At 37.3% G+C, this 23580-nt stretch carries 23 protein-coding genes; 3 read left to right on the top strand and 20 right to left on the bottom strand.

Annotated features, from left to right (window positions below):
• Window positions 1-18: 18 nt before the first annotated feature.
• The 10 genes from IGJ93_RS06680 to IGJ93_RS06725 all read right to left on the bottom strand — a co-directional run bounded on the left by IGJ93_RS06680 (window position 19) and on the right by IGJ93_RS06725 (window position 8828).
• The gene (locus tag IGJ93_RS06680) at window positions 19-1917 is read right to left on the bottom strand and encodes a beta-glucoside-specific PTS transporter subunit IIABC (RefSeq protein ID WP_430596885.1); all 1899 of its coding nucleotides are present in this window, start codon (window positions 1915-1917) and stop codon (window positions 19-21) included.
• A 128-nt stretch (window positions 1918-2045) separates the two neighbouring features.
• A complete protein-coding gene (licT, locus tag IGJ93_RS06685; protein WP_067482087.1) occupies window positions 2046-2894 on the bottom strand; it encodes a BglG family transcription antiterminator LicT in 849 nt (282 codons plus the stop codon).
• Between the two features lie 302 nt (window positions 2895-3196).
• Window positions 3197-3514 carry an AzlD domain-containing protein gene (locus tag IGJ93_RS06690; protein ID WP_067482089.1) on the bottom strand — a complete coding sequence of 106 codons (318 nt, stop codon included), beginning with the start codon at window positions 3512-3514 and terminating at the stop codon, window positions 3197-3199.
• Complete coding sequence (locus IGJ93_RS06695; RefSeq protein WP_067482090.1) at window positions 3507-4286, bottom strand: AzlC family ABC transporter permease; 780 nt, start codon at window positions 4284-4286, stop codon at window positions 3507-3509. Before IGJ93_RS06695 ends, IGJ93_RS06690 begins: the two co-directional genes overlap by 8 nt.
• Before the next feature lie 140 nt (window positions 4287-4426).
• On the bottom strand, window positions 4427-5362 hold the full coding sequence (locus tag IGJ93_RS06700) for a cation diffusion facilitator family transporter (RefSeq protein WP_067482092.1): 936 nt from the start codon (window positions 5360-5362) through the stop codon (window positions 4427-4429).
• Between the two features lie 44 nt (window positions 5363-5406).
• Window positions 5407-5799 (bottom strand): DUF4430 domain-containing protein, encoded by a 393-nt coding sequence (locus IGJ93_RS06705; protein ID WP_067482094.1) that lies wholly within the window; start codon window positions 5797-5799, stop codon window positions 5407-5409.
• On the bottom strand, window positions 5780-6298 hold the full coding sequence (locus IGJ93_RS06710) for a hypothetical protein (RefSeq protein ID WP_270345433.1): 519 nt from the start codon (window positions 6296-6298) through the stop codon (window positions 5780-5782). The genes IGJ93_RS06705 and IGJ93_RS06710 overlap by 20 nt, the downstream gene beginning before the upstream one ends.
• Window positions 6299-6398: 100 nt before the next feature.
• Window positions 6399-7505, bottom strand: coding sequence for a hypothetical protein (locus tag IGJ93_RS06715; protein ID WP_284590475.1), 1107 nt, complete (start codon window positions 7503-7505; stop codon window positions 6399-6401).
• On the bottom strand, window positions 7502-8404 hold the full coding sequence (locus tag IGJ93_RS06720; protein ID WP_285700420.1) for a viral A-type inclusion protein: 903 nt from the start codon (window positions 8402-8404) through the stop codon (window positions 7502-7504). The genes IGJ93_RS06715 and IGJ93_RS06720 overlap by 4 nt, the downstream gene beginning before the upstream one ends.
• Window positions 8405-8636: 232 nt before the next feature.
• A complete protein-coding gene (locus IGJ93_RS06725; RefSeq protein WP_067482101.1) occupies window positions 8637-8828 on the bottom strand; it encodes a hypothetical protein in 192 nt (63 codons plus the stop codon).
• Between the two features lie 228 nt (window positions 8829-9056).
• On the opposite strand from IGJ93_RS06725, the gene IGJ93_RS06730 reads away from it, so the two are divergent.
• The 3 genes from IGJ93_RS06730 to IGJ93_RS06740 all read left to right on the top strand — a co-directional run bounded on the left by IGJ93_RS06730 (window position 9057) and on the right by IGJ93_RS06740 (window position 12680).
• Window positions 9057-10559, top strand: coding sequence for a DUF1846 domain-containing protein (locus IGJ93_RS06730; protein WP_067482103.1), 1503 nt, complete (start codon window positions 9057-9059; stop codon window positions 10557-10559).
• 223 nt (window positions 10560-10782) lie between these two features.
• A complete protein-coding gene (locus IGJ93_RS06735; protein WP_067482105.1) occupies window positions 10783-11964 on the top strand; it encodes a NupC/NupG family nucleoside CNT transporter in 1182 nt (393 codons plus the stop codon).
• 155 nt (window positions 11965-12119) lie between these two features.
• Entirely contained in the window at window positions 12120-12680 is a 561-nt protein-coding gene (locus tag IGJ93_RS06740) for a guanylate kinase (protein WP_067482107.1), read from the top strand.
• Window positions 12681-12803: 123 nt separating this feature from the next.
• Here IGJ93_RS06740 and IGJ93_RS06745 read toward each other — a convergent pair whose 3' ends face one another.
• The 10 genes from IGJ93_RS06745 to IGJ93_RS06790 all read right to left on the bottom strand — a co-directional run bounded on the left by IGJ93_RS06745 (window position 12804) and on the right by IGJ93_RS06790 (window position 23576).
• A complete protein-coding gene (locus IGJ93_RS06745; protein WP_270345431.1) occupies window positions 12804-13313 on the bottom strand; it encodes a GNAT family N-acetyltransferase in 510 nt (169 codons plus the stop codon).
• Between the two features lie 26 nt (window positions 13314-13339).
• Window positions 13340-14296: a sce7725 family protein gene (locus tag IGJ93_RS06750; RefSeq protein ID WP_270607599.1), complete on the bottom strand. Its 957-nt coding sequence runs from the start codon at window positions 14294-14296 to the stop codon at window positions 13340-13342.
• A gap of 4 nt (window positions 14297-14300) precedes the next feature.
• Window positions 14301-14990 (bottom strand): hypothetical protein, encoded by a 690-nt coding sequence (locus IGJ93_RS06755; protein ID WP_270345429.1) that lies wholly within the window; start codon window positions 14988-14990, stop codon window positions 14301-14303.
• A 159-nt stretch (window positions 14991-15149) separates the two neighbouring features.
• Window positions 15150-16160, bottom strand: coding sequence for a C39 family peptidase (locus IGJ93_RS06760; RefSeq protein ID WP_333493976.1), 1011 nt, complete (start codon window positions 16158-16160; stop codon window positions 15150-15152).
• A 280-nt stretch (window positions 16161-16440) separates the two neighbouring features.
• Window positions 16441-17103, bottom strand: a complete 663-nt coding sequence (locus IGJ93_RS06765) for an amino acid ABC transporter permease (protein WP_075491139.1) — start codon at window positions 17101-17103, stop codon at window positions 16441-16443.
• On the bottom strand, window positions 17103-17942 hold the full coding sequence (locus IGJ93_RS06770) for a transporter substrate-binding domain-containing protein (protein WP_075491137.1): 840 nt from the start codon (window positions 17940-17942) through the stop codon (window positions 17103-17105). The genes IGJ93_RS06765 and IGJ93_RS06770 overlap by 1 nt, the downstream gene beginning before the upstream one ends.
• Window positions 17943-17971: 29 nt before the next feature.
• On the bottom strand, window positions 17972-19405 hold the full coding sequence (locus IGJ93_RS06775) for an amidase (protein ID WP_067482120.1): 1434 nt from the start codon (window positions 19403-19405) through the stop codon (window positions 17972-17974).
• A 159-nt stretch (window positions 19406-19564) separates the two neighbouring features.
• Window positions 19565-21331 carry a glycoside hydrolase family 2 protein gene (locus tag IGJ93_RS06780; protein WP_071868399.1) on the bottom strand — a complete coding sequence of 589 codons (1767 nt, stop codon included), beginning with the start codon at window positions 21329-21331 and terminating at the stop codon, window positions 19565-19567.
• Window positions 21324-23150: a glycoside hydrolase family 2 protein gene (locus IGJ93_RS06785; protein WP_095803656.1), complete on the bottom strand. Its 1827-nt coding sequence runs from the start codon at window positions 23148-23150 to the stop codon at window positions 21324-21326. Before IGJ93_RS06785 ends, IGJ93_RS06780 begins: the two co-directional genes overlap by 8 nt.
• A gap of 15 nt (window positions 23151-23165) precedes the next feature.
• The gene (locus IGJ93_RS06790) at window positions 23166-23576 is read right to left on the bottom strand and encodes a hypothetical protein (protein ID WP_067482126.1); all 411 of its coding nucleotides are present in this window, start codon (window positions 23574-23576) and stop codon (window positions 23166-23168) included.
• Window positions 23577-23580: the final 4 nt, after the last annotated feature.

The following is a 23580-nucleotide window of genomic DNA, read 5'->3' on the forward strand; positions in this document are numbered from 1 at the left end:
TTCTCCTTCATTTTTGATTTAATTAGCAAGAATAGCGGTAGAAACCAAGGTTCCTTGCTGCACTTCATTTTCATCAGTCACAATAATATCCGCGTAATCAGGCGTATTCGTCACAATGATTGGGACTTGTGTGCTATAGCCTTCTTCTTCAATCGCCTGAATATCAAAACGAACCAACTTATCTCCTTTTTTTACTGTGTCGCCTTGCTTTACAAAAACTTCAAAGTGTTTTCCTTCTAATTGAATCGTATCAATGCCAATGTGAATCAATAATTCCATGCCATCATCAGAAATGATGCCAATTGCATGATTTGTTGGGAATAAAGTCATGATTGTTCCATCAAAAGGTGCGACAACTTCACCAACAGTCGGCTCAATCACCACGCCTTTGCCCATAATTCCTTCCGCAAAAGCAGCATCTTTTGCTTGACTCAACGGCAAAATATTCCCAGTAATTGGTGAAAAGATTTCTTGTTTCGCTACTTTTTTCTTTTGTACTGTAAATGACCCTTTTGCTTCTTCTTTACTCATCGCGATGGTTGGCTCATCATCTTTAAAACCAATCACCCAAGCTAAACCAAAGCCAGCAACTAATGCCACTGCATCTAAGATCATGCTATAAATCGCAAATTTAATATCGCCATCAGGAGAAATAGCACCTGTGTAACGGAAAATTCCTAATCCACCCATTTGATACGCTTGTAAGCCTAACGCCATGGCTGTTCCACCTGTAAATGCACCAACGACACAAGAGGCCCAGAATGGTTTCTTTTTAGGTAAAGTAATCCCATAGATTGCCGGCTCTGTTACACCAAATATTCCCGAAATAAATGCTGGAACAGACAATTCTTTTAATTTGGCATTTTGTGTTTTTAACATGACAGCTAAAACTGCTCCTGTTTGAGCGAAAGAAACACTACCACTTGGCGTCAATAACGCTGTTGGTTGTCCTTGAGATAAAGCAATGATTGCAAATGGGATTAGTGCCCAATGAAGACCAAACATTACTAAAACTTGCCAAGTAAAACCTAAAATCGCACCAAAAATAATTGGGTTAAATGTTTGAATCGTAATCAAACCACTTCCCAACGCTTCCGAAGCCGCATTCATGATTGGACCAATAACGATAAACATCAATGGAACAGTAATCAATGCAGTGAAAAATGGAACTAAAAATAGCTTAACAACATCAGGAATGACTTTTCGTAGTTGTTTTTCAAGAAATGCTGCAAAAGCGGTTGATGCAATAATCGGCATCACACTTGAACCATAACCAGCTGCTGGAAGTGAAAATGGGATACCAAAGAAATTCAAGCCACCACTTTCAGCAAATTGACTTGTCAATGAACCATCAATAAATCCGGTGTACACCATACTTGCTGCAATCATCATTCCTAAAAACGGGGATCCCCCAAAACGTTTCATGGCTGTAAAACCAATAAAAATCGGTAATAGTAAGAACAGGCCGTCACCCATCGCATTAACTACAGCATAAGTTGGCGTCGCAGCGAACTCTGGTCCTAAAGCAAATGACAAGATTGCAGCAACCCCTTTTAACATACCGGCTGCAGATAATGGCGCTAGAATTGGTTGGAAAATACTTGAAATAATGTCTACAAATTGATCGAATAAGTTTCCTTTTGGTCCTGAATCTGTTTTTTCCTCCAATAAACCTAACACTGCATCCACATCTTTACGTACATCAGGTACATGATTGCCAATAACTACTTGGTATTGGCCACCTGATTGCATAACTGTTACAACGCCATCCATGTTTTTCAACACATCTGTATTTGCTTTACTTTCGTCCTTTAACTTAAAGCGTAAACGCGTAATACAGTTCGTTAACGAATTGACGTTTTCTTTTCCACCAACTTCTTTGACAATGTCTTGTGCTAGTTGTTCATATTTTCCCATGATTTTTTCCTCCAAAATTAAGTATATTTTTTAATCCAGAGGTCTCGCCAACTAAATGTAACGATCCAATTCCTTTTGCTGGGTAAGCTAGTTTTACTCCTTTCATTTTTATTTTAAGAGAAACTCTCTTATTTCGTTTTTTCGATGATTCTTGCAATGTGAATCGTAATATACACCTGCTCATCTCTAGAAACTTGATAGCTCCAACGAGTGGCTAATAATTCAACCACTTTCTTAGTCGCCTCAAAGGCTTCAGGATACTTTTTACTGACAAGGATAAACAGTTCGTTTTCAACTAGTTCGTCTGCTGCTTCTTTTCTTTGCGCATTCAAAACTCTCTCCGCAAAAAATCGTAGATGGGTAATGAAGCGCTGAAAGTAAATGTCGTTTTCAGCAAAGTTGATCTTCAATGTATATTTGATAACCGTTAGAATTTCTTCAATCATTTGTGTAAGGCTGACTGCTGACTCATTCGTGATATCCAACTCGGCATTTACGATGTGTAACGTTAAGAAACCAGATTCGTCATCGGATAGCTCGATACCCATTTTTTCATTGATAAACTGGATACCTCTTCGCGCAATTGCTAATTCTTCCGGGAAGAAGTGCTTGATGTCCCACAATAGAAAATTCTTCATTTGGATTCCTTTGCCCTCGCGTTGGATCGCCGTGTATAAATGATCCGCAAAAGAAATAAAGCTTGTTTCATTAAATTCTTTGTCCAACTTTTTCTTTGCATAATTCAAGATATCAAAAGCAACCATGATGACCTCTTCGGGAATTTCCGAAAGCATTTGTTCTACTCGTAATGACTCACTTTGATTTTTTATTTCAAACACCTTTTCAATACTATCTGAATCAACCTTAAAGCCCGGCTTTTTTTGAAATCCCAATCCATTACCCATTAAAACGATTTCTTTTCCTTCATCATTCAAGGCAACCACGACGTTGTTATTCAAAATCCTCAGAATTTTCAATTGTCTCCCCCCATCTCTTTCAGCCTCACCAACGCATAAAAAAAGACCCAAACGACACCACAAATAAATGTCGTTCAGGTTTAGCTTAACTGAATAATAACTATCCTAAAACAAAGTTACCATTTTCAGTAAGCGCTGTCAATCTGATTTTTACAGTTTTTTTCTGCGCTTTAGTACAAAAAAATGGCACATAGTTTCAGATGTTACGATTGATGAAACAATTGCTAGGCATACACTCCTCCCCTTTGGGCAACAAAAAAAGGGCTTCGACACATTGATGTCCCACCCCTTAACTTCGTTATTTAAATCATTGATAATAAAAAGACAGCTGCTAAACCAGTGACTACAGATAACGCCATAGAACGTGTTTTATATGCTACACCTGCAACTAAGACCATAGCCAAAATTTTGATATTCCATGCAAAATCTAAATGTTCGTGTGTGATAAAAACATCTTTGAATGCTAATGCAGAAAATAATGCTACTGGAACGTACTTCATCCAATCACTAAACCACGCAGGAACTTTTCTTTGTGTAAAGTAAAGCATTGGTACTACTCTGGGAATGTAAGCTGCTAGAAATAAACAAGCAACTAGTAAAATCAAATAACTTTTACTCATGGTTTTGGACCTCCTGATCTGGGAAGTTAAACAACGGCTCGTTCACTTGCTCCGCACGATGTCGTAACTTTTTCTCTTTTTCTTTTTGGAAAGCTTTTTCTAAAAGCAATCCAGCAAAAGAAGCAATGACAGTCGCTAAGATTAAGCCAAATGTATTTTGGAACAAAACCATAAATGCAACCCCTAAGACACCCGAAAAAATACCAGTCAGAATCAGCAAACCATTCTTCATCTGCATAATAAACATAAAAATAAACATTGCCGTTAACGCGAAATGAACTAAGTCAGCATCTACTCGAATCACTGAACCAAAAACATTTCCAATCACGTTGCTTCCTGCCCAAGCAGCCATAGAAAACCAATTGACGTACAGGGCTTTTTGTTTGTTCCAAGTTGGATCTGTAGAATATTTCAAGTAATTAACTGCATAGTTTTCATCATTTAGTGATTGCGAAAAGACAGCTAAAAATGGACGGCTTTCTTTCTTCATAAATACTGAAAGACTTGAGCCCAATAATGTATAACGTAATTCTAAGAAAAATACCATCAAGATGGTTGTTGCAAATGATGCGTGTGTTGCTAACATTGAGGCAACTAAGAATTGCGCACCGCCGGAAAAAACCAAAATTGATAATAGACCGGTCAATAATGGATCAAATCCAACCTTCTGTAACAGAACACCACAGGCTAATCCAACCGGGATATAGCTAAAACAAAGCGGCATCACTGCATGAAAAGACTGAAGCCATGGCGCAGTTTTCTTTCTACTCATTAAAATGTCTCCTTTGATTACAACAAATAAACAGCGGACTCATTGTAACATAATTTCAATAAATTGTAGCCGTTTTATCTAAAAACAATATTAAATTTTTCTCATTTCAGCTTCAATTTATGATTTTTTCTCATCCTTGCTTATTCGCGATGGTAATTCGGGTCATACTTATCCGTTTCAATATAAATGTAAATCTTTTTATCTGGTAAACTTTTCCGAATCATTCGTTCAATATCATTGACAATTGCATAAGCAAATTCTTCCTTGATATCCAGAATATCCACTTTCGCAGCAACCATAATTTCGGTTGGCCCCATGTGAACTGTTTTAATATCAATCAATCGTTCTATTTCTGGTCGATCAAATGCTTTTTTAATCAACACTAAGTCATGCGCAGTCACACTCTCACCAATAATCAGGCTGTAAAATTCTTTCGCAAGGAAAATAGCGGCACCCATTAATAAGAAACCAATTAATAGACCACTAATTGCATCAAAAGCAGCGATGCCAGTCACCATGGTTAAAATTGTTCCAGCCATAGCCAACACCAAACCAATTACTGCACAAAAGTCTTCTGTGAAAATAATCAAAATCTCACTATGGCGACTTTCACGTAAAAAGGCTAACAATGATAAATTTTCTGTATTCAGTTCTTTGATTTCTTTAAATGCAATCCGCAAAGAACTTCCTTCAATAATAATCCCAAATAACAAAATAGCTAAAATAATCATTGGATTTTCTACTTCATGCGCAGGATGAAACAATTTTTCAAAGGCTTCCATGACTCCTAACGCGCCCCCACCAAAAAAGAGCATCATGGCAACGATCGTACTAAAAAAATATTTTGCTCGACCTTCGCCAAACTGGTGAAGGTCACTTTGACCAGCTGCCGCACGTTTATTCCCAAATAATAGTAGCACTTGGTTACTACAATCCACGATACTATGGATACTTTCATTCAACATAGCGGCACTTCCACTAATCGCATAACCAATAAATTTGCTAACTGCAACTAAAATATTGGCACCTAATGCTGCTAAGACAGAAAACATGCCACTTTTCTTTAAATTTTCCACTGTTGTTCCTCTTTTCTATGGATTCAATTTTTTTGGATCCAGTCTTAAATTTTGGCTAAATTAAAGACAATCTTTTGTCCCGATTTTAGTTCGATTTCAGCAGCACCTTTAGTGGCAGATTCACCATCAATCGTAAACAACCAATACTTTTGTTTTTCCTGATTCTGTTTACGCCCTTCGATTTCAGTAATAAACCCTTTTTCTTCCTCGACTTTAAAAGTTTTTTGCAAAACTTCTAAAAGATTTTCTCCTGTTTCAAAAGTAACCTTCTGATTAGCAAAATCTTTTCCATCTTCTTGAAGAACGATTGTTGCTTCTTGCTGTTGCACACTGGAGCTTAATTGACTATCAGCTGTTTTTTCTACGTTACTGCTACACCCACTTAAAATTCCTAACCCTATGATAACTACAAACAAACTATAAATAATCTTTTTCATTTTTTCCTCCAAATTGTTTTACTAATCGCTGGATAATAGGAAAGAAAATCAAATAAAAAAGTAAATTTCCTATAGCATGCGACAAATCAAACGAAATACCTTGTATATAATAAACCAACGGCTGTGGCAACTGATACAACACCGTATCATAAATCGCCATTAGGCCTCCATAAATAAAACCCGCTAAAAAAAAGAAAATACCTTTCAACCAATAACTTGTTCTGAAATAACTCGAGTGTCTACATAAAGTAAACAACAAGAAGATTCCTCCATAGCTAAGCCATTGGCCAATCACCCACGGGCCCATACCAAAATAAAAACTGCTAATTACTAACGACAGACTCATAACAATCAGCCCATCAATCATTCCCAAGTAAAAAACGACAAATAACAAAATTGCCGTCATAGGTTGAAAATTGGGAATAAATTGAAAAGCAACTCTACCTGCTACACAAGCAGCGCTGAGCATACTCAGCTGTGCAAGTTTTCTGGTGCTCATTTTTTCTCCTCTTCACTCTTAAAAATCAACACTTGAAACTGGCACAAGCCGCGCATTTGCGGTTTGTGCCAGTTCGATTATTAACCTACAGTTCAAGTGTTCAAACTTTTCGTACCATCAACGGGATTAGAAATTCATAGTTGATAAAGAAATCAATAACTGAACGATGGTATTCACCAGAAGAAACAAACAACGCTGTCTGCTCCCCTTCTTTAGATACCGTCAGTGATTGTCCTTTATCAAGCAAGACTTCATAAGCATCTTCACCCAGTTTTTCCATATCATATTGCGGATGATCCATCGCAACGATAAAGATATCATCTAAAACTTGTTCCGTTAATTCGAATTCACTTTGCAAATTCAAACGTAAGACTTTTGTATTATCTAAAAGCGTCTCGTTGACAGTAAAGCCAAGTTGTCGAGCATGCTCCAATAACTGATTCAATTTGTGATTAAAAATCGTCATTTGTCCAACTGAAAAAACACGTTCAACTGACCAATAACGAATAAGCGCTAAAACTTGGTCATCCTTCACGTCGATTGTCATTGTTTCTGGAGAAATTTTTAAAAGGTTGATTGCATCCACCTGATAGCGTTCATCAATCGTTGGCAACGCAAAAGAGAAAATCAAGTTTGCAGAATCATCCAACGCGTAATTAATTGAAAAATGACGTGTTTCCCAAGTATCATAGGTCGTTCCTGACAATTCTAGCCCAATATCATTTAAAGGTTTTAACAATTCATAGGCAAAGTACTCAACCAAGCTCGTCTTAGCAATCGGCGAAATTGGTTCACCGGCTAAAATATATTGCTGATACGCATCCAGCAACTCAGAAAAGCCAGATTCAATAAAAACTTTACGCATTCTTAAATCAGCAAGCTGTGTTTCAGCCTCATGAATCATTTGAACGATTTCTTGGTGGTCTTGTTCTTTTCCACTCAGGTAAGACTGGTTATCAGCTAACTCTTGTTCTTTTTTTGCAAGCGTTGTATCTGCTGTCATTTGAGGAACGATTTTTTCTTTTTCATGAATCTTTGTTCCTTCAGTTGCACTTTCTAATTCCACATCATCATCTGATTCTGTCAAAAGTTCAGCGGTTGTTTCATCTGTTACTACTTCTTCCATAGGAACAACTGTTGTTTCTTCGTTCTCGATTTCTGAAGGTTCAACTACCTTTTCTGCTTCCTCTTTTTCGTACTCGCTCATTCTTCCAAACCTCCTTCATCAAGGATTACCGCTTCCGGGTTTTCACTACCAAGATAGCTCATTAAAAACTGATGGATAGCTGGTCCAAAGTTTTCCCTTCCACCAAAGTAACGCGCAATTTGGCGTTGTTCTTTTTGAACGATTGCAGCTTTTAGTTGATCTGCTTTTGCTTGTTGCATCATGGCTTCTTTTTGTTTTTGAATTTTAGCTGGTTCATCAATATAAGGTAACCAACCTAGCTTTTCATTTTCATAAACTTGTTTTTCTTTTGCCAATGCTTCAATTTCTTCATCAACTTTTTTTCGGTTTAAGAAACCCTTTGACTCTTCTAAAGCAGCAATTTTTTTGTTATATGTTCCGATTTCTTCATCAAGACGTTCAATTTCCGTTTGCGCAGTAATTACTTTTGCATCTAACTCATTTAATTCATGGCTGTAATCTACCACTTCCCCTTGTGAGTATTGCTCCCACTCGGCATCAATTTGTGGTAAAACAAAAATTTCCGGCAAACTGGCATCAATCGCAATCGTTGGGCGCTCATGATAGTACGTCCCAATTTTGTAATAACTTAAAGTAGGTGACATTTCATCTACCAGTTCCATAAAAGGAAATTGTTGTAAGAATCGATCTTGGATTTTTCGCATAAGTAATTGGTCAATTTCATGGTTCTCATTTGAGCTTCGTTTTAGCTCATCATTTAAATGACTATTATATAATCGATAAATTTCAGGAATGTTTTCTTCACGTACTGCTTGTTCAAATGCTTGTAAATCTCCCAGCAATTGAGATAAGTTTGTACTTGCTTTTTGTTTAATATCATCAAAAGATGACTCATCAGTATGTTTATCCATATCTACCGTTTCAGGTTCATGGTGTTCTTCTGTAATAGAATCTTTCATATTTTTACCTCCTTGCATTCATTTGATAACTTAATAGTACCATTTTCTTCAAAAAATTGTTACAAAATGGGGCACGACAGAAACGAATCACTCATTCATTTAGCAAAAACGTAAAAAAACAAAAAAACTGTGACAAAAGTCAAGAGACCCATGTCACAGCTCTAAACAGAGTAAGAGAAATGCACACTTGCAACAACTCTTCCTATTCTGCTTTCATCAATCAAGGATTGTTTTATTTGTTAGGCAGTTCGCGGGTCGTGAAATGAATGCGTTGTTGTTCATCGCGAGTTAGTAAGGTTTCTTCATTTAAGTATGAAAGTCTAAGCTCACCTAATTCAGGATTTTCCAGCATTTTTTCATAACCAGTAAAAATCGAACGGATATAATTCTTATAAGCGTTTTTCTTCTTTTGTCTTTTTTTCATAGGACACCTTCCTTATCAAAAATATCATACCAATGAATAGCTGCATAGACAAGATAGAATCGAAAAATTGAGTGAAACATTTATTATTTTTTGTAATAACCGATTGCTTTTAGTGGAAATCACTACATAATCAAAACAAACAACATTCTTTTCTTCGAATTTTCTCACGAAGGTTGACGAATCCGTCAAAAAATGAAAAAATGCTTTAGTACTTAAGGAGGGAATCTAGTGAAAAAAATCGGTTTTGACTCAGAAAAATATATCGAAGAACAATCTACTTATATTTTGGAACGAGTAAATCACTATGACAAATTATATTTAGAATTTGGTGGGAAATTAGTTGACGACAAGCATGCAAAACGTGTATTACCTGGTTTTGAAGAGGATGCTAAAATCAAATTGCTACAAAAATTGAAAGATCAAGCAGAAATTTTGATTTGTGTCTATGCTGGCGACATTGAACGTAATAAAATCCGTGGCGATTACGGAATCACTTATGATATGGATATCTTACGTTTGATTGACGAGCTACGTGGCTATGGTCTAATGATCAACAGTGTCGTTATCACTCGCTACAATGGTCAACCAGCAACGAAAGTTTTCATCAATAAACTTGAACGTCGTGACATTAAAGTCTACACGCATTCAGAAATTGAAGATTACCCTGTTAACGTGGATAAGATTGTTTCTGAAGATGGATTTGGCAAGAATGCCTATATTGAAACGACAAAACCAATCGTTGTTGTAACAGCACCTGGTCCCGGTAGCGGAAAATTAGCGACTTGTTTAAACCAACTTTATCATGAAAGTCAACAAGGACATGCCGCTGGTTATTCAAAATTTGAAACTTTCCCGGTTTGGAATGTACCGCTAAAACATCCGTTGAACATTGCTTATGAAGCTGCGACTGTTGATTTAAAAGATGTCAATATGATCGATTCCTTCCATTTCGATGCTTACAATAAAGTAGCCGTAAACTATAATCGTGATGTTGAAACCTTCCCTGTCATCAAACGTATTATTGAAAAAATCACAGGTAAAGAATCTGTTTACTTGTCACCTACTGATATGGGTGTGAATCGTGTTGGTTTTGGTATCACGGATGATGAAGTTGTTCAAGAAGCATCTAAACAAGAAATCATTCGTCGCTATTTCCAAACAAAATGTGACTTTAAAAAAGGGCAAATTGACGAAGAAGCAGTCAACCGCATCAAATTAATCATGGAAGAAGTTGGCTTGCGACCTGAAGACCGTAAAGTAGTTACTCCAGCTCATGATTATGCTAAGACAATTCAAAACCCTTCAAAAGATCCAACTGCTGTCATTGCAATTGAACTTCCAGATAATGTCATTATTACTGGACGTACGGGTCAATTGATGGATGCTTCCTCAGCTGTCATTTTGAATGCCGTGAAGCATCTTGCTCATATCGCTGATGATATTCCTTTACTTTCACCATTGATTTTAGAAACAATCCAAGGAATGAAATCACAAGCTTTGCATTCTTCAATTGATAAATTAACGATCAACGAAGTCTTGATTGCTTTATCCATTAGCGCAGTAACGAATCCAATTGCCCAAGTTGCTTATGAAAAACTCGGTGAATTAGATGGCGCCCAAGCGCATTCAACTGTTATGATGAATAAAAATGATGAACAAACATTGAAGCAACTAGGAATCGATTTAACCTGTGCTCCAGTTTATCCATCTGAAAACCTGTATTATCAATAATCAAGTTTTGAACGAAACTTGTCAAAACCATATTGAACTTTCTTGTTCGATATGGTTTTTTTATGCTCGAAAACACTCATCATTTTAAAACTTTTTTTAGAATCAAATGGTTTTCATGTTGTATCCGCTTCACTCTAAAAAAACAATGAAAGTTTAATTGAAAGGTTAGTATTTCGTTATGAAAACAGGTAAAATTAGACGGAATTTTGTTAGGAGTGATTTTTTGAGTTATTTGTTAGGAATTATCGGTTTAATACTAGTTTTAGCAGTTGCTTTTTTCATTAGCAGTAATAAAAAAGCAATCAAATGGAAGCCACTACTTGTTATGTTTGTGCTTCAATTAGTTTTTGGTTTTGTGCTTTTGCGAACCTCTGCAGGTCATGCAGTTGTTTCTGTTTCAGCTAAATTGTTCGACCATTTACTAGCCTTTGCAGGCGAAGGCGTCAACTTTGTTTTTGCTGGTGTCGCAAATAAAGGAAGCTTCCCTTTCTTCTTAAATGTTTTGATGCCAATCGTCTTTATTTCAGCAATTATTGGGATTTTACGTTATATCAAAATCTTGCCTTTATTTATGAAAGCAGTTGGTCTTGGTTTAAGCAAAATCAATGGTATGGGGAAATTGGAATCATATAACGGGGTTGCCTCTGCTATTTTAGGACAATCAGAAGTGTTTATTTCCATAAAAAAAGAACTACCTTTTCTGTCTGAAAAACGTTTGTTCACAATGAGCGTTTCCGCGATGTCAACAGTTTCAATGTCAATCGTCGGTTCTTATATGGCGTTGATTGATTCTAAATATGTGATTACTGCACTTGTTTTAAATTTACTTGGTGGTTTCATTATGGCTTCGATCGTCAATCCTTATGAACTCGATCAAAAAGAAGACGAGTTGATTATTGAAGAAGACAAAAATCAAACATTTTTCCAAATGCTTGGTGAATATATTTTAGATGGATTTCATGTTGCAGTGACTGTTGCAGCGATGCTGATTGGTTTTGTTGCATTGATTGCAATGATCAATGCTATCTTCAACGGATTATTTGGCATTACATTCCAAGAAATCCTTGGATACATCTTTGCCCCACTTGCTTTTATCAGTGGTATTCCTTGGAATGAAGCAGTTGATGCTGGGAGTATCATGGCAACCAAATTAGTTACCAATGAGTTTGTCGCGATGACTGAACTTTCAACTGGAAACTTCCATTTCACAGAAAGAACGACAGCCATCTTATCTGTTTTCTTAGTTTCATTTGCAAACTTCTCTTCTATCGGAATTATTTCTGGTGCAATGAAAGGATTGAATGAAGAAAAAGGAAATTTAGTCGCAAAACATGGCTTGAAAATCTTGCTGACTGCAACCTTAGTCAGCTTCCTTAGCGCTATCGTTACAGGTTTATTAGTTTAAATTAGCCAAACACAAGAGGTTAAAACCATTCTGTTTAGCTCATCATGCAATTAGATTAACTAAAAAGAAAGAGACTGAGAGAAAACTTTCCCCAGTCTCTTCTTTTCATTTTAAGCGTCATTGGGTTATATTATTAACTAATAAGGAGGTACACTATGACCCATTGTTATGTAATTATTGGTCCATCAGGTTCAGGGAAAACTTCGTTAGCTGCTTCCGTTTTTCGTCCAGATCAAAAAATCATCACACACACTAGTCGCTCAAAGCGTCCTAGTGAACAGAACGAAAAAGATTACTACTTTATCTCTAAAAAAAGATTTCAAGAAATGATTTCAGATGGTGCATTTGCTGAATGGGACGAATACGCAGGAAATTACTATGGCTCTAGTAAACTAGAGATCGAAAATCGACTAAAAAAAGCTGATTGTTACGCTGTACTAACAGCCTCTGGTTTTTGGCGACTTCATGAAATTTTTGGAGAGCGCATTCGCCCCATCTTCATCTCGATTTCAAAAGAAACTTTGCAAAAACGTTTAGAAGATCGAGGGGATTCTCAAGCTGAGCGTTCAAAACGACTAGCGCTTTTTGAACGTGACCAAGAAGAACTACAGCGCCTAACCAGTATTCCCACCCTTGCAATTATTTCAAATGACACAACTTTCGAGTCAGCCCAGCAGCAACTCGTAAAAGTTTTACAGGAAAACACTTCAAGATAAATATTTCCAATTATACTTTGGTTATTTGCTAAACAAAAAGAAATCAGACACACAATCTGATTTCTTTTTGCTTGTATTCAAAGGAGAAAATACGATTTACTTTTATTCATCAATGATTTTCTACTAAATCACCAACTGATAAGCCAGTCTTTCCCCATGTTCAAATGGAAATTCAATCATTCCTCGATAATTGAAGCCTGCTGCTAAAATTGTTTTTTTCATTGGTTCATTGGTCGGATACGTGTCAATTCGGATATCTTTGACTCCTTGGATTGCCGCAATTGTTACTAAATGTTTCAGTAAATTTTTCCCCAAGCCTTTTCCTCGAACTGTTGGATCAATTGCAACTCGATGAATCGATAAATAACTTGATGTGACTTCTTCCCACGAACCATCAATCGCTGTATAAACAGGATCAACACCTGAAACTAAAGCTGCTGTGCCAACGATCTGCTCCTCATCAATCAAAACAAAGCTTTCCTCTTTTTCACTATCCATTAAAATGATTTCTTTGGTTGGGCCTTGCCCATTTTGCCATTGTGGCAATCCTTGTATTGCTAAAAATTGCGTTGCCGCCTGAATGATTTCCATCACTTTTTCGATGTCTTCAGGTCTTGTTTTTCTAAGGTACATCTTCATTGCCTCCTGTAGGTTCCCTTTTATTGGTCTAGTTCTTGTAAGCGATTGGTCTGTGTCACTTCTTTCAGCCAGTTTGTTGGATGCTCCACTAACTGACTCATTAGCTCTAAGTGATGCAGTAAGGACCATTTTTTTAATACACCTAAGCCCGGAAATTTTTGTTTTTTTTCTAATAACAAAAGCTCGATCATTCCTGAAGTAATCAGCAGTTGGTCTTGATTGCGCCAAACCCAATTTTTCATTTTTGCCGCTGCTTCGAAGAATTTAACTGCTTGATCTTTTGCAGACTCATTACTATCAGAAATGAAATGTTTCACCCGGATATTCCCGTAAGCATCAACGTAGGTTAAATGAATGCCTAACGCACGACTAGGATACCCTTTATCAAAATAACGACTACCTTCAATCGTAAAATCAGCAAAACCAACATAGCCGTCTTCTCGATGAAATAAGTAATCGTCACTAAAAAAATCATCTGGCTTTTCAGCATAGTTTTCGACATATTTTTTTGTTTGAAACGAATCCCGTAAAATGATTTTATTTTCTGGTAGCCAAATTCGCAAGCGACTCTTATCAGGAATAATGAATTTTGTTTCATTATTTGCCAATTTTTTCCAGCTTGCTGATTCTCTTAAATAGTACTGTCCATCAAAAATCAGCCATTCAGGAGGATTGTTCACAATCTCTTGGAAATTTTGTGGTGTCAAAATCAGCCCATGCCGAATGGAACTCTTCTGCGTTTCAGTCCACGGGTGTAGATGTTCTTGAAATAATTTAAATTGACCTACCTGTGGATTATCAATCACGATTAACGGTTGTTTTTTCTTCTGGAAAAGTTCAACAACATTTTTTAGTGTCGCAGAATCTCGTACTGGTTCAATGATTGGCTGAACTTTAGTTGATAAAACATTACGATTAATCGCTTCTTTTAAGGCTAACAAATCAAATTGTTTTCCACGTAAATAAGGATAATACATAAGATCACTCCAATGGCTCAGTTGGTAAACGTCGAATTTGTTGTTGGTGGCGTAGGTATTCATAATCTTGTTGCAAGGCAAGAACCTCTTCTTGTAATTCTTCTACCGCTTGATTATTTAAATCTTCCATGAAACGTTCATAATAACGTTCAGTCGAAAATGGACTTTGTTCATCTGAACGTCTTTTTAATTCTTTATATAATTGTTCAGTCGGAAAATATCTAACCCCTCGTTCCATTTGTTTCGCTTTTCGAACTTCTCTAAATAGTGAAGCCATAAAACGGTTGGTCAATGCTGTTTCCGGTACTGACAGTTCTTTTTTTGTTGCTTTTTTGGCAATTGCAAACGTTCCTGGTGCAGGCATTTCTTCTGCCGAGACATAAGGTCGGTAAACAAAAACACCAATTTCAGCCGGAATCTCTGACTGAACAATTTCGTAGAGTTCCTGAGGCAACACAAAATAATTATAGTGTCCAACAAATGAGAGCTTCGCCGCTGAACGAAAGTCTGCTTTTGTTACTTTTAATTCATAACAACGCCATTCACGCGTTCCATCAGTTTTTGTTAGACAACATAACGTATCCACAATTCCTTGTTCTTCTGGCATCGTCACCTCTTCTACCACAATCCCACCTTGTTCAAGACAATAGTAGTAAAGTGACTCCTCCATATCAATTGTTAAGGATGTTTTCATCTTCTCGCCTCCGACACGAACGTATTTTCGCCTAATCATCTTGTTTATTTTACACAACGATAATCAAAAATGCTAGTTATTTCTCTACTTAACAGTAAATCAAAAAAGGAGTGCAACAGCTAGTGCCACACTCCAACGAACTTTTCTCAACATATTTGATTAACGAACTGCTACTGCCATACCAGTTACATTAAACGCATTCTCATAAGTACTCGCATTGATCCATTTTGCACCAAAGACAGGATCGACAACATGATATGCACCATTTTTGAACCCATCGACTAATACCACATGTCCATTCCAAACGGCGCGTCCCCAAGGCATTTGTTTGAATTGCGGCGAAGCATAATTATACGTGATCCAAGTAACAACTGGATTTCCTTTACGAATCTCATTCTTAATTCCAGCCGTTCCTTTTCCGGAAATATTTGCTGTATTTCCACCTACTTTTTTCGCCCATTGGACGACCGGATCAGCCATCATTCCTTGATAAGTACCAGAAACATTATGACGCCATTCACCAGAATATCCATGATATGGATTATTATCATTTGCACGTGGCATCGAGTTAACGAAAGTCAATAAGTCTTGATTCGTAACTCCTTTATAACGTAACCCTTGTAGTAATGACGCACCTTCACACAACATCGTATTTCCTTGCCAAACAACAGGCACATTCAATAGTTTTTCTTCGCTTGGGGTTGGGGCGCTATTCGGCATTGCATACCAGCCAACACCTTCGATTTTCCACCCTTGTTTGCTGATGATATTTTTTTCATTGTTGTCTAGCGTATAATGATGCCAATTCACTTTTTTACTATATAAACGTGTAACTGGTACACCATTAGCACCACTGTAAGAATAAAAAGCGATCCCTTCATAGGTCCAGCCAGTATGGGAAATCTTATCTCTTTCTCCTGCATCGATCGTATAAAAATGTTCACCATTATAGCGATTGTATAAACGATATACGGGCGATCCACTGGTTGGGGCTTGCCATGCCACACCTTCGTAATTCCAACCAACACGTTTCAAATTATCTCTTTCCCCCGTACTACGTGTGTATAAATGCTCACCACTATATTTATTGAAAAGGCGATACATTGGAATGCTACCTGTACTAGTTGTTGATATTTCTTCTGCTTGTGCATGTTCTGTCTGTATACCAATTGCTAAAAATAAGCCAAGCCCTAACAAAGCTAATCTTCTTTTCTTCACGTTTATCCCCCAGTTCATTCAATTATTTGCACAAAAATTGTAGCACGAAACACATCATGACAAAAACTTATTCGAAAAAGACTCTTTTTTTCTCATTCTTGCAGGAAGATTGTGCGAAAAATAACTTCTTCTCAAGAAAATTATCTAACAGGAAGAATGAAATAGCAATTTTTTATAAAAAAAGAAGCTAGGATCATTTTCTATCCCAACTTCAGTTATTATTTATTCATGTTCATTGGATCAAACGATTGGCATAATGCTTTTCTAATAGTTGTTGGACTTTCTCAATTCCAATACAAATCAGCCAATAAACCAAAGCGACTAAAATATACAACGAAAAATAGTCAAATGTCCGCCCACCAATGATTTTTGCTTTTTGAAAAATTTCTGGAACGGTAATCGTTGCTGCCAAAGAAGTCCCTTTCACCAAATCCATCGCTACGTTACTTAGTGCAGGAATCGAGATGCGAAAAGCTTGCGGCAACACAATATAACGCAAAACACCCAAAAAAGAAAAACCACCAGCCAAGCCAGCATCCCATTGTCCTTGAGGCACACCAGCTAACGATCCACGATAAATCTCACCGAGAAAAGCACTACTTGTAATCGTAAAACAAATAATCGATGCTGTCACGGCACTCAGTTGATACGGTAAGCCGAAATACAGTAAAAAAAGTAATACTAATGCAGGAACTCCCCGAAAAAAAGAGAGATAAAACCGGACGAACCAACGAATAGGTCGCCAGCGAACTAACCCAAGTATTGTTAATAAAATCCCAATAACATTGCCTAATAAGAAAGAAAGGACCCCGATTCCTAACGTATAAGTCAGCCCTTGTAAAACAAAGGGGATAGACTGCCACATTAGAAGAAAATCAATTGCGGGAAAATACATTATTCACTCACCGTCTCAGCAATTTCTTCTTTTGGTTTCACTGAAACATCGGTTTGGAAATAACCTTCAGAAATTTTTTTCAATGTCCCGTCTTCTTTCATTTGCTTAAGTGTTTCGTTCACTTTTCCTTCTAAAGCATCATGCCCTTTTTTAAACAAAAAGCCACTACTATTTGCATTGAAATAAACGTTTTCTAAAATTTTAACTGGAATATCTGGTAACGCAGCTACAGACATCTTTTGTAAGTAATAATCATTTAAGATCACATCTGTTCGTCCATTAGCAACATCTGTTAGATATTGATCATTCGTCGCGTTATCATAAGTAACTAATTCTGCACCATATTTTTCTGCTAATTTCATATAACTTGTGTTAGGTTCACCGGCAGCTTTCTTTCCTTTCAAATCTTCTAAAGAAGCAATCCCAGAATTATCTTTTTGACGCACGATCATACTATCAAAAGAATATTTAATTGGATCAGATAAAGAGAATTTTTTCTCCCGTTCTTTTGTAATCCCAAAATCATTTGCTGCAAAGTCAACTGCTTGCTTAGATACAGCAGTAATTTGGCCATCAACATTGTACTCTTTAAACGAGATATCAACACCCAAACGCTTCGCTACTTCTTTTGCTACGTCAACATCATAACCAACTAATTGATTATCATCGTTATAATAAGATGCTGGGAACAGTGTTCCTGAAGTCGCAACAACCATTTCTTTCTTATCTTCCACTTGCTTTAAACTATTATCTTCTGACGTTTTAGAACTTCCTTGGCCGCAAGCTGCTAAGGCGAATAAACCACTGACTAAAATAATTGCAAAAACTGACTTTTTCATTTTTTCCTCCTACGAATCACAATCACACACTATTGAACATTTTTCGGTAAATAAAATTTTTGATTTTCTTCAAATAACTTTCCTATAGTAAATAAAAGATCTTCGCGACCTCTAGCTGCCATAAACTGAATTCCTAATGGCAACCCTTCAGCAGTTAGATGTGTTGGCAAACTGATACCTGGTTGTCCAGTTAGATTGGCTAACTGAGTATAAGGCGTAATCTGCAAACTTTCCTCAAACATTTCCGTAACAACATCAAATGCTTGTTTTTCCGACAGTTCAGAAACTTGACTCATCTTCTCGCGAATCAGATCACTTTGTAAATCTTTTGCTATTTCTGGAGCTGAGAACGCAGTCGTTGGTGAAAGAAACAGATCATACTCTTGGAATAATTCTTCCATTGTTACCGCTGCACGATCCCAAACATGCAAGGATTCAATATAAGTAGCAGCAGCGATTTTTTTCCCATATTCTAGTAACGTCCATGAAACCGGTTCTAATTCTTCTTGTCTGACCGACCGTTTAAGACTTCCTTCAATCGAAGTAATCATCGCTGCCGTTTCAGCAGCATTCATTTGATAATAAGAATTAATCAAGTGACGACCATCCAATGGATAAGTAACTTCTACTACGTCATGTCCTTGCTCAACTAAAAAATCTGCTGCATGTTTTATCGCTTGTTTTGCTTCTTCACTAATTGTTGAACCAATCGGTGAGGCAGAACAAACCGCTACACGCAACGTTTTTTTCTCTGGATGTGTTTGCCATTCTGCTGGTGATGCTTGATAAGGCGCACCTGAAGCAGTCCCACGTAAACCATAAAATAATGCTTCCGTATCCCGCATAGAAATCGTTAACCCAAAATCAATTGCTGCTCCTTGCCAACCACGCCATGCATAAGGTCCCACAGGCATCGTTCCTCTTGAAGGTTTTAGCCCAATCAGACCACAAAAGGAAGCCGGAATTCGAACAGAACCACCACCGTCACTTGCTCCCGCCATAGGCACAATGCCGGCTGCTACAGCCGCTGCTGCGCCACCACTTGAACCACCGGGTGAATGAGCAACATTCCATGGATTTCTTGCTGGACCATAAAGTACAGGATCTGTGATGTTTTTAAAGCCGAATTCGGGTGAATTCGTTTGTCCAAACGGCAACAAGCCAAGCGATTCAATTTGTCGAACATAGTTTGAATTCATCGAAGCATGATGATCTTGGAACAAAACAGAACTAGATGTCGCCAACCAACCTTTTTTCTCTTGCCCTAGCATCTTCAACGGAAAAGGAACTCCCGCTAATAATGAATCAGTCTTTTTTTGAGGCAAATCAGTAGTAGCAAATGTCACAAAAGCATTTAATTCGGGATTCAGTTTTTTTGCTTTTTTCGTTGTTTCTTCAAGAAACTCTTGTTGGCTGAATTGCTTCTCTTTCAATGCTTGAGATAGATAGATCGCATCTTTCATTTTAGACCCTCCTTTTTTCCCAAGTTATTCTCCCATAAGTTTCTATACAAAACAATGAATACGCTTGCACATTTGTGCACAAACTTTTAAACAATAAAAAAGTTGGGCATCACTTTCATCCGTGACTAAACCCAACTTTAATTCGCAATTATTTTTGACTTACTTCACTCTTCTTGTATTGATTTCTTTCACTTTAGCTAAATCAACTTTTGGTTTTCGATCCGTAGTTAACAGTCCGTTTACCTCTTGCTCAACATCTGTCAATTGTGTATAACAGTACCCCGTAATAAATGGTAACTCCTGAATCGCTTGATGGATGGCATCAAAACGTGTCATAAATTGTTCCTCATTCCTCACTTGATTCCCATAACCCCAGTCTTCTGCCTTTTCGGTTGTGAAAGCAATCCCACCAAATTCAGAAATAATGATTGGTTGATTTTGGTACTGATACCCATCAGCGAAAGCATAAAAATCTTGATTAAACTGATGTTCATTAGTTACAAAATCTTTCTTATTTTCATACCGTGCTGTGAAACGTTCACCATATTCTTCATAATCATGTAATGTCAAAATATCAGAAATGGTATGGACCCAACCATCATTTGTAATTACTGGTCGTTGTTTATCAAAAGATTTCGTTAAATAGTAGATACTTTCAGTGAAGTGTTGTTGTCGTTGATCGTGTTCAATTCCTTTGATTCCCCAAGATTCATTAAATGGTACCCAAGTAATGATTGATGGATGATTGTAATTTTGGCGGATAATTGCTTGCCACTCATCAACAAAACGTTCCATTGCTTGATCGTTAAACAAATAAGTTGATGCCATCTCAGACCATACCAACAAACCTTTTTCATCACATAAATATAAAAACCGTTCATCTTCGATCTTTTGATGTTTTCTTAACCCGTTGTAACCCATTTCTATAATCCGATCAAGATCTACTTCCAGCGCTTCAAGCGAAGGCGGTGTGATTCCTGATTCTTTCCAATAACCCTGATCCAAAATCAATCGCTGATAGAGTTGATGATGGTTCAATAAAACTTGTCCCTTCTTGATAGAAATATCACGCATGCCGAAATAACTGGATACTTCATCTAATAAGTCACCTTCTTCAGTGAAAAGACGGAAAGTGACATCATATAAATGCGGCGTTTCTGGCGACCAGACTTTCGTTCCCCAGCAACCGTCCTCTTTGACTTTTGTTTGCAATGAAATTGGGGTGAGTGAATGAGTTAGTAATCCTCGATGTGAACTAATTAATTGTTCAGCAAATGAGACTTCCGCTTCAAATAAATAACTTCTTTTTGGATAAGTCGCCCCTTCTTTAACAAGTGGCTCAAAAACAATCTGATCGTTGGCTAAATCTGGCGTCATTTTAACTGACGCCAATCGGATTTCTGACTGCTGTTCTTCCAACCAAACCGATTTCCAAATCCCCGTTGTTTGAACATACCAGCAACCAAAATTATCCGTTAACCATCGCTGCTTTCCTCGTGGTTGGTCCTCCGCAAGCGAATCTTCTACACGAATCACCAAATGATTTTTACCGGGTAGCGCTTCCGTTAAATCAAATTCGAAACGTTCGTAAGCTCCCTGATGTGAGCCAATTTGTTTGCCATTCAACCAGATTTGGCTAAAATAATCAACGCCTTCAAATAATAAGGTGTACTTTTTTTGCTCCTCTAAATCAATTGTCTTCTCATACCATACAACAGAATGATGGGCAGGATCATTGATACCACTCAATTCTGTTTCATAAGTGAAAGGTACAGTAATCGGAACGGTATTGGGAATTCCTTTGTACCATTGGTGTTGGATTCCTTGATTGTCATCATCAAATTGAAATGCCCAAGTGCCGTCAAGCAAAGTCCAATTTTTTCGAATGAATTGTGGGCGTGGGTGTTCTCGTCGAAGGTTATTCATATTCTGCCTCGTTTCTCCATTGATTTTTAATAGAAATGCGTTCTGGATGATATTGATCGTTAATTTCCTTAATTTTCTTTAAAGAAACTTTTGCTTGTCGATCATAAGTAAGCAAGCCATTAATTTCTTGTTCTACATCTGTTAACTGCGTATAACAATAACCCCATAATGCTTTAGATTCATAAACTGCTCGCATAATCCGACTATAATCCGCAAGAAATTGTGTGCCGTCATTTACGGAAGTATAACCCCATCCTTTTTGACCTTGCACCTGATAGCCGATACCCCCAAATTCAGTCAACAAAATCGGTTGATTCTGATAGGTAAATCCTTGAGCAAAAATTGCCCATTTCCCTGGTGGATGGTTGATCAATCCATCAACGCTTGCTAAACTTCGTTTAAAATGATTGTATTTTTCAGTTTCAGTTTCCTCACCATGATTATAATTGTGAATCGCGCAAATATCTGTTTCAGTCATTTCCCAACCATCGTTAGAAATAACCAAACGAGTTGTATCTAACGCATGCAAAAAGTTGTAGATGCTTTTAGAAAAACTTTGTTGTTGCGTATTCAAATGGATTTCCGGAATCCCCCAGCTTTCATTTAGCGGAACCCACGTTACGATGGACGGATGATTATAATCACGTTCAATAATCTCGACCCATTCTTTGGTCAGCCTAGAAGCCGCGTCTGACGTATAAATAGGCGCGGATGCACATTCTCCCCAAACGAGAAAACCTAGCTGGTCTGCCCAATATAAAAATCGTGGGTCTTCCACTTTCTGATGTTTTCGACAACCGTTAAATCCCATTTCCTTCGCTAACTCAATATCCTTGATCAATGCTTTATCATCGGGAGCTGTCAGTAATCCCGTAGGCCAATAGCCTTGGTCTAATACTAACTTTTGATAATAGGGTTGATTATTTAAGAAAATCATTCCGTTTTCAACATGAATTTTACGCATCCCAAAATAACTAGTTACTTGATCCAACACTTCTTTCCCCTCAACTAATTCAAAACGAATATCAAACAGATTTGGGTTTTCAGGCGACCAAGTCCACCCATGGTCATGAAAGTTGGTACGAAAAATTTTTTGATTATAAATATCAATCCAACGTTTGGTGAAAGTTGAAAAAATGGTTAGCTGATCTTCACAAATTACGATATCTTTAAACGAAATTTGATAGCGCAACGTTCGGCCAACAGCCGCAGCTGGTACGGTGAGCGCAAGACAGACATTTCCTTGGTCAATGTCTGGTGTTAATTCGATCTTTTCGAGATGTTCTTCTGACACCTCTTCCAACCAAACGGTTTGCCAGATCCCTGTGCTATTCGTATACCAAATGCCTCTTGACTCTGCTTCCCAAAATTGTTTTCCTCTTGGAATCGTTTCATCGTCGTGCGGGTCCCAAGCACGGACAACTAAACTTTGTTCTCCTGTTATTAAAAAGTCAGTAATATCAAATGAAAATGACGTTTGCCCACCAAGATGATTTCCAACATAACAACCATTAACATAAATATCCGCTCGATAATCCACTGCACCAAAATGTAAGAAACATCTTTTTTGTTCCCGTTTTTCCCAAGAAAATGTTCGCTGGTACCAGACAACATCATGAATTTGACGTTGGTTGATCCCACTTAACTCTGATTGATAAACAAATGGTACTTCAATTATTTGATCAAGTTTTTCAGGTGTACAATACCACCTTTCTTTTATTCCAATGTTTTTATCATCAAAAGCAAATGACCAGACTCCGTTCAAATTGACAAAGTGTTCACGGACAAATTGCGGACGAGGATACTCTTCACGCATCATATTTTTAACTCCCAACTAAGATTTTTGAACGTTCAATTTAATTCCCTTATTTCTAGCAAGTAAAATAATTCCTGCTGTCATTCCTAACGCCAAACTAATGATGTCCAGAATCAAATAAGAGAATAAGCCTTGAACTAATAAGTACACACCTATTTTTATATTCACCTGATTGTCTTTTACATATCGTTGGCTAATGACTAAATTTGCTAATCCTAAACCAATCAATAACGTGCCAAACGTACAGACAAATAAGAAAACATTCCCAAATAATGCATCAATTGCCTTCAATTGTGCTAAATGACTTTCGACCATACCAGAAAAGATTTGTTGCTGGTACAAGCCATAAATTCCGATTGTTACTACCCCATCAAGGATTTGCCAGATTCCCATCATTCGAATCAATTGTCGTTCTCTTTTTCTTTCCATTTTC

Origin of the sequence: Enterococcus sp. DIV0174 (genome assembly GCF_050529065.1) — a bacterium.
Taxonomy (GTDB): domain Bacteria; phylum Bacillota; class Bacilli; order Lactobacillales; family Enterococcaceae; genus Enterococcus_B; species Enterococcus_B thailandicus.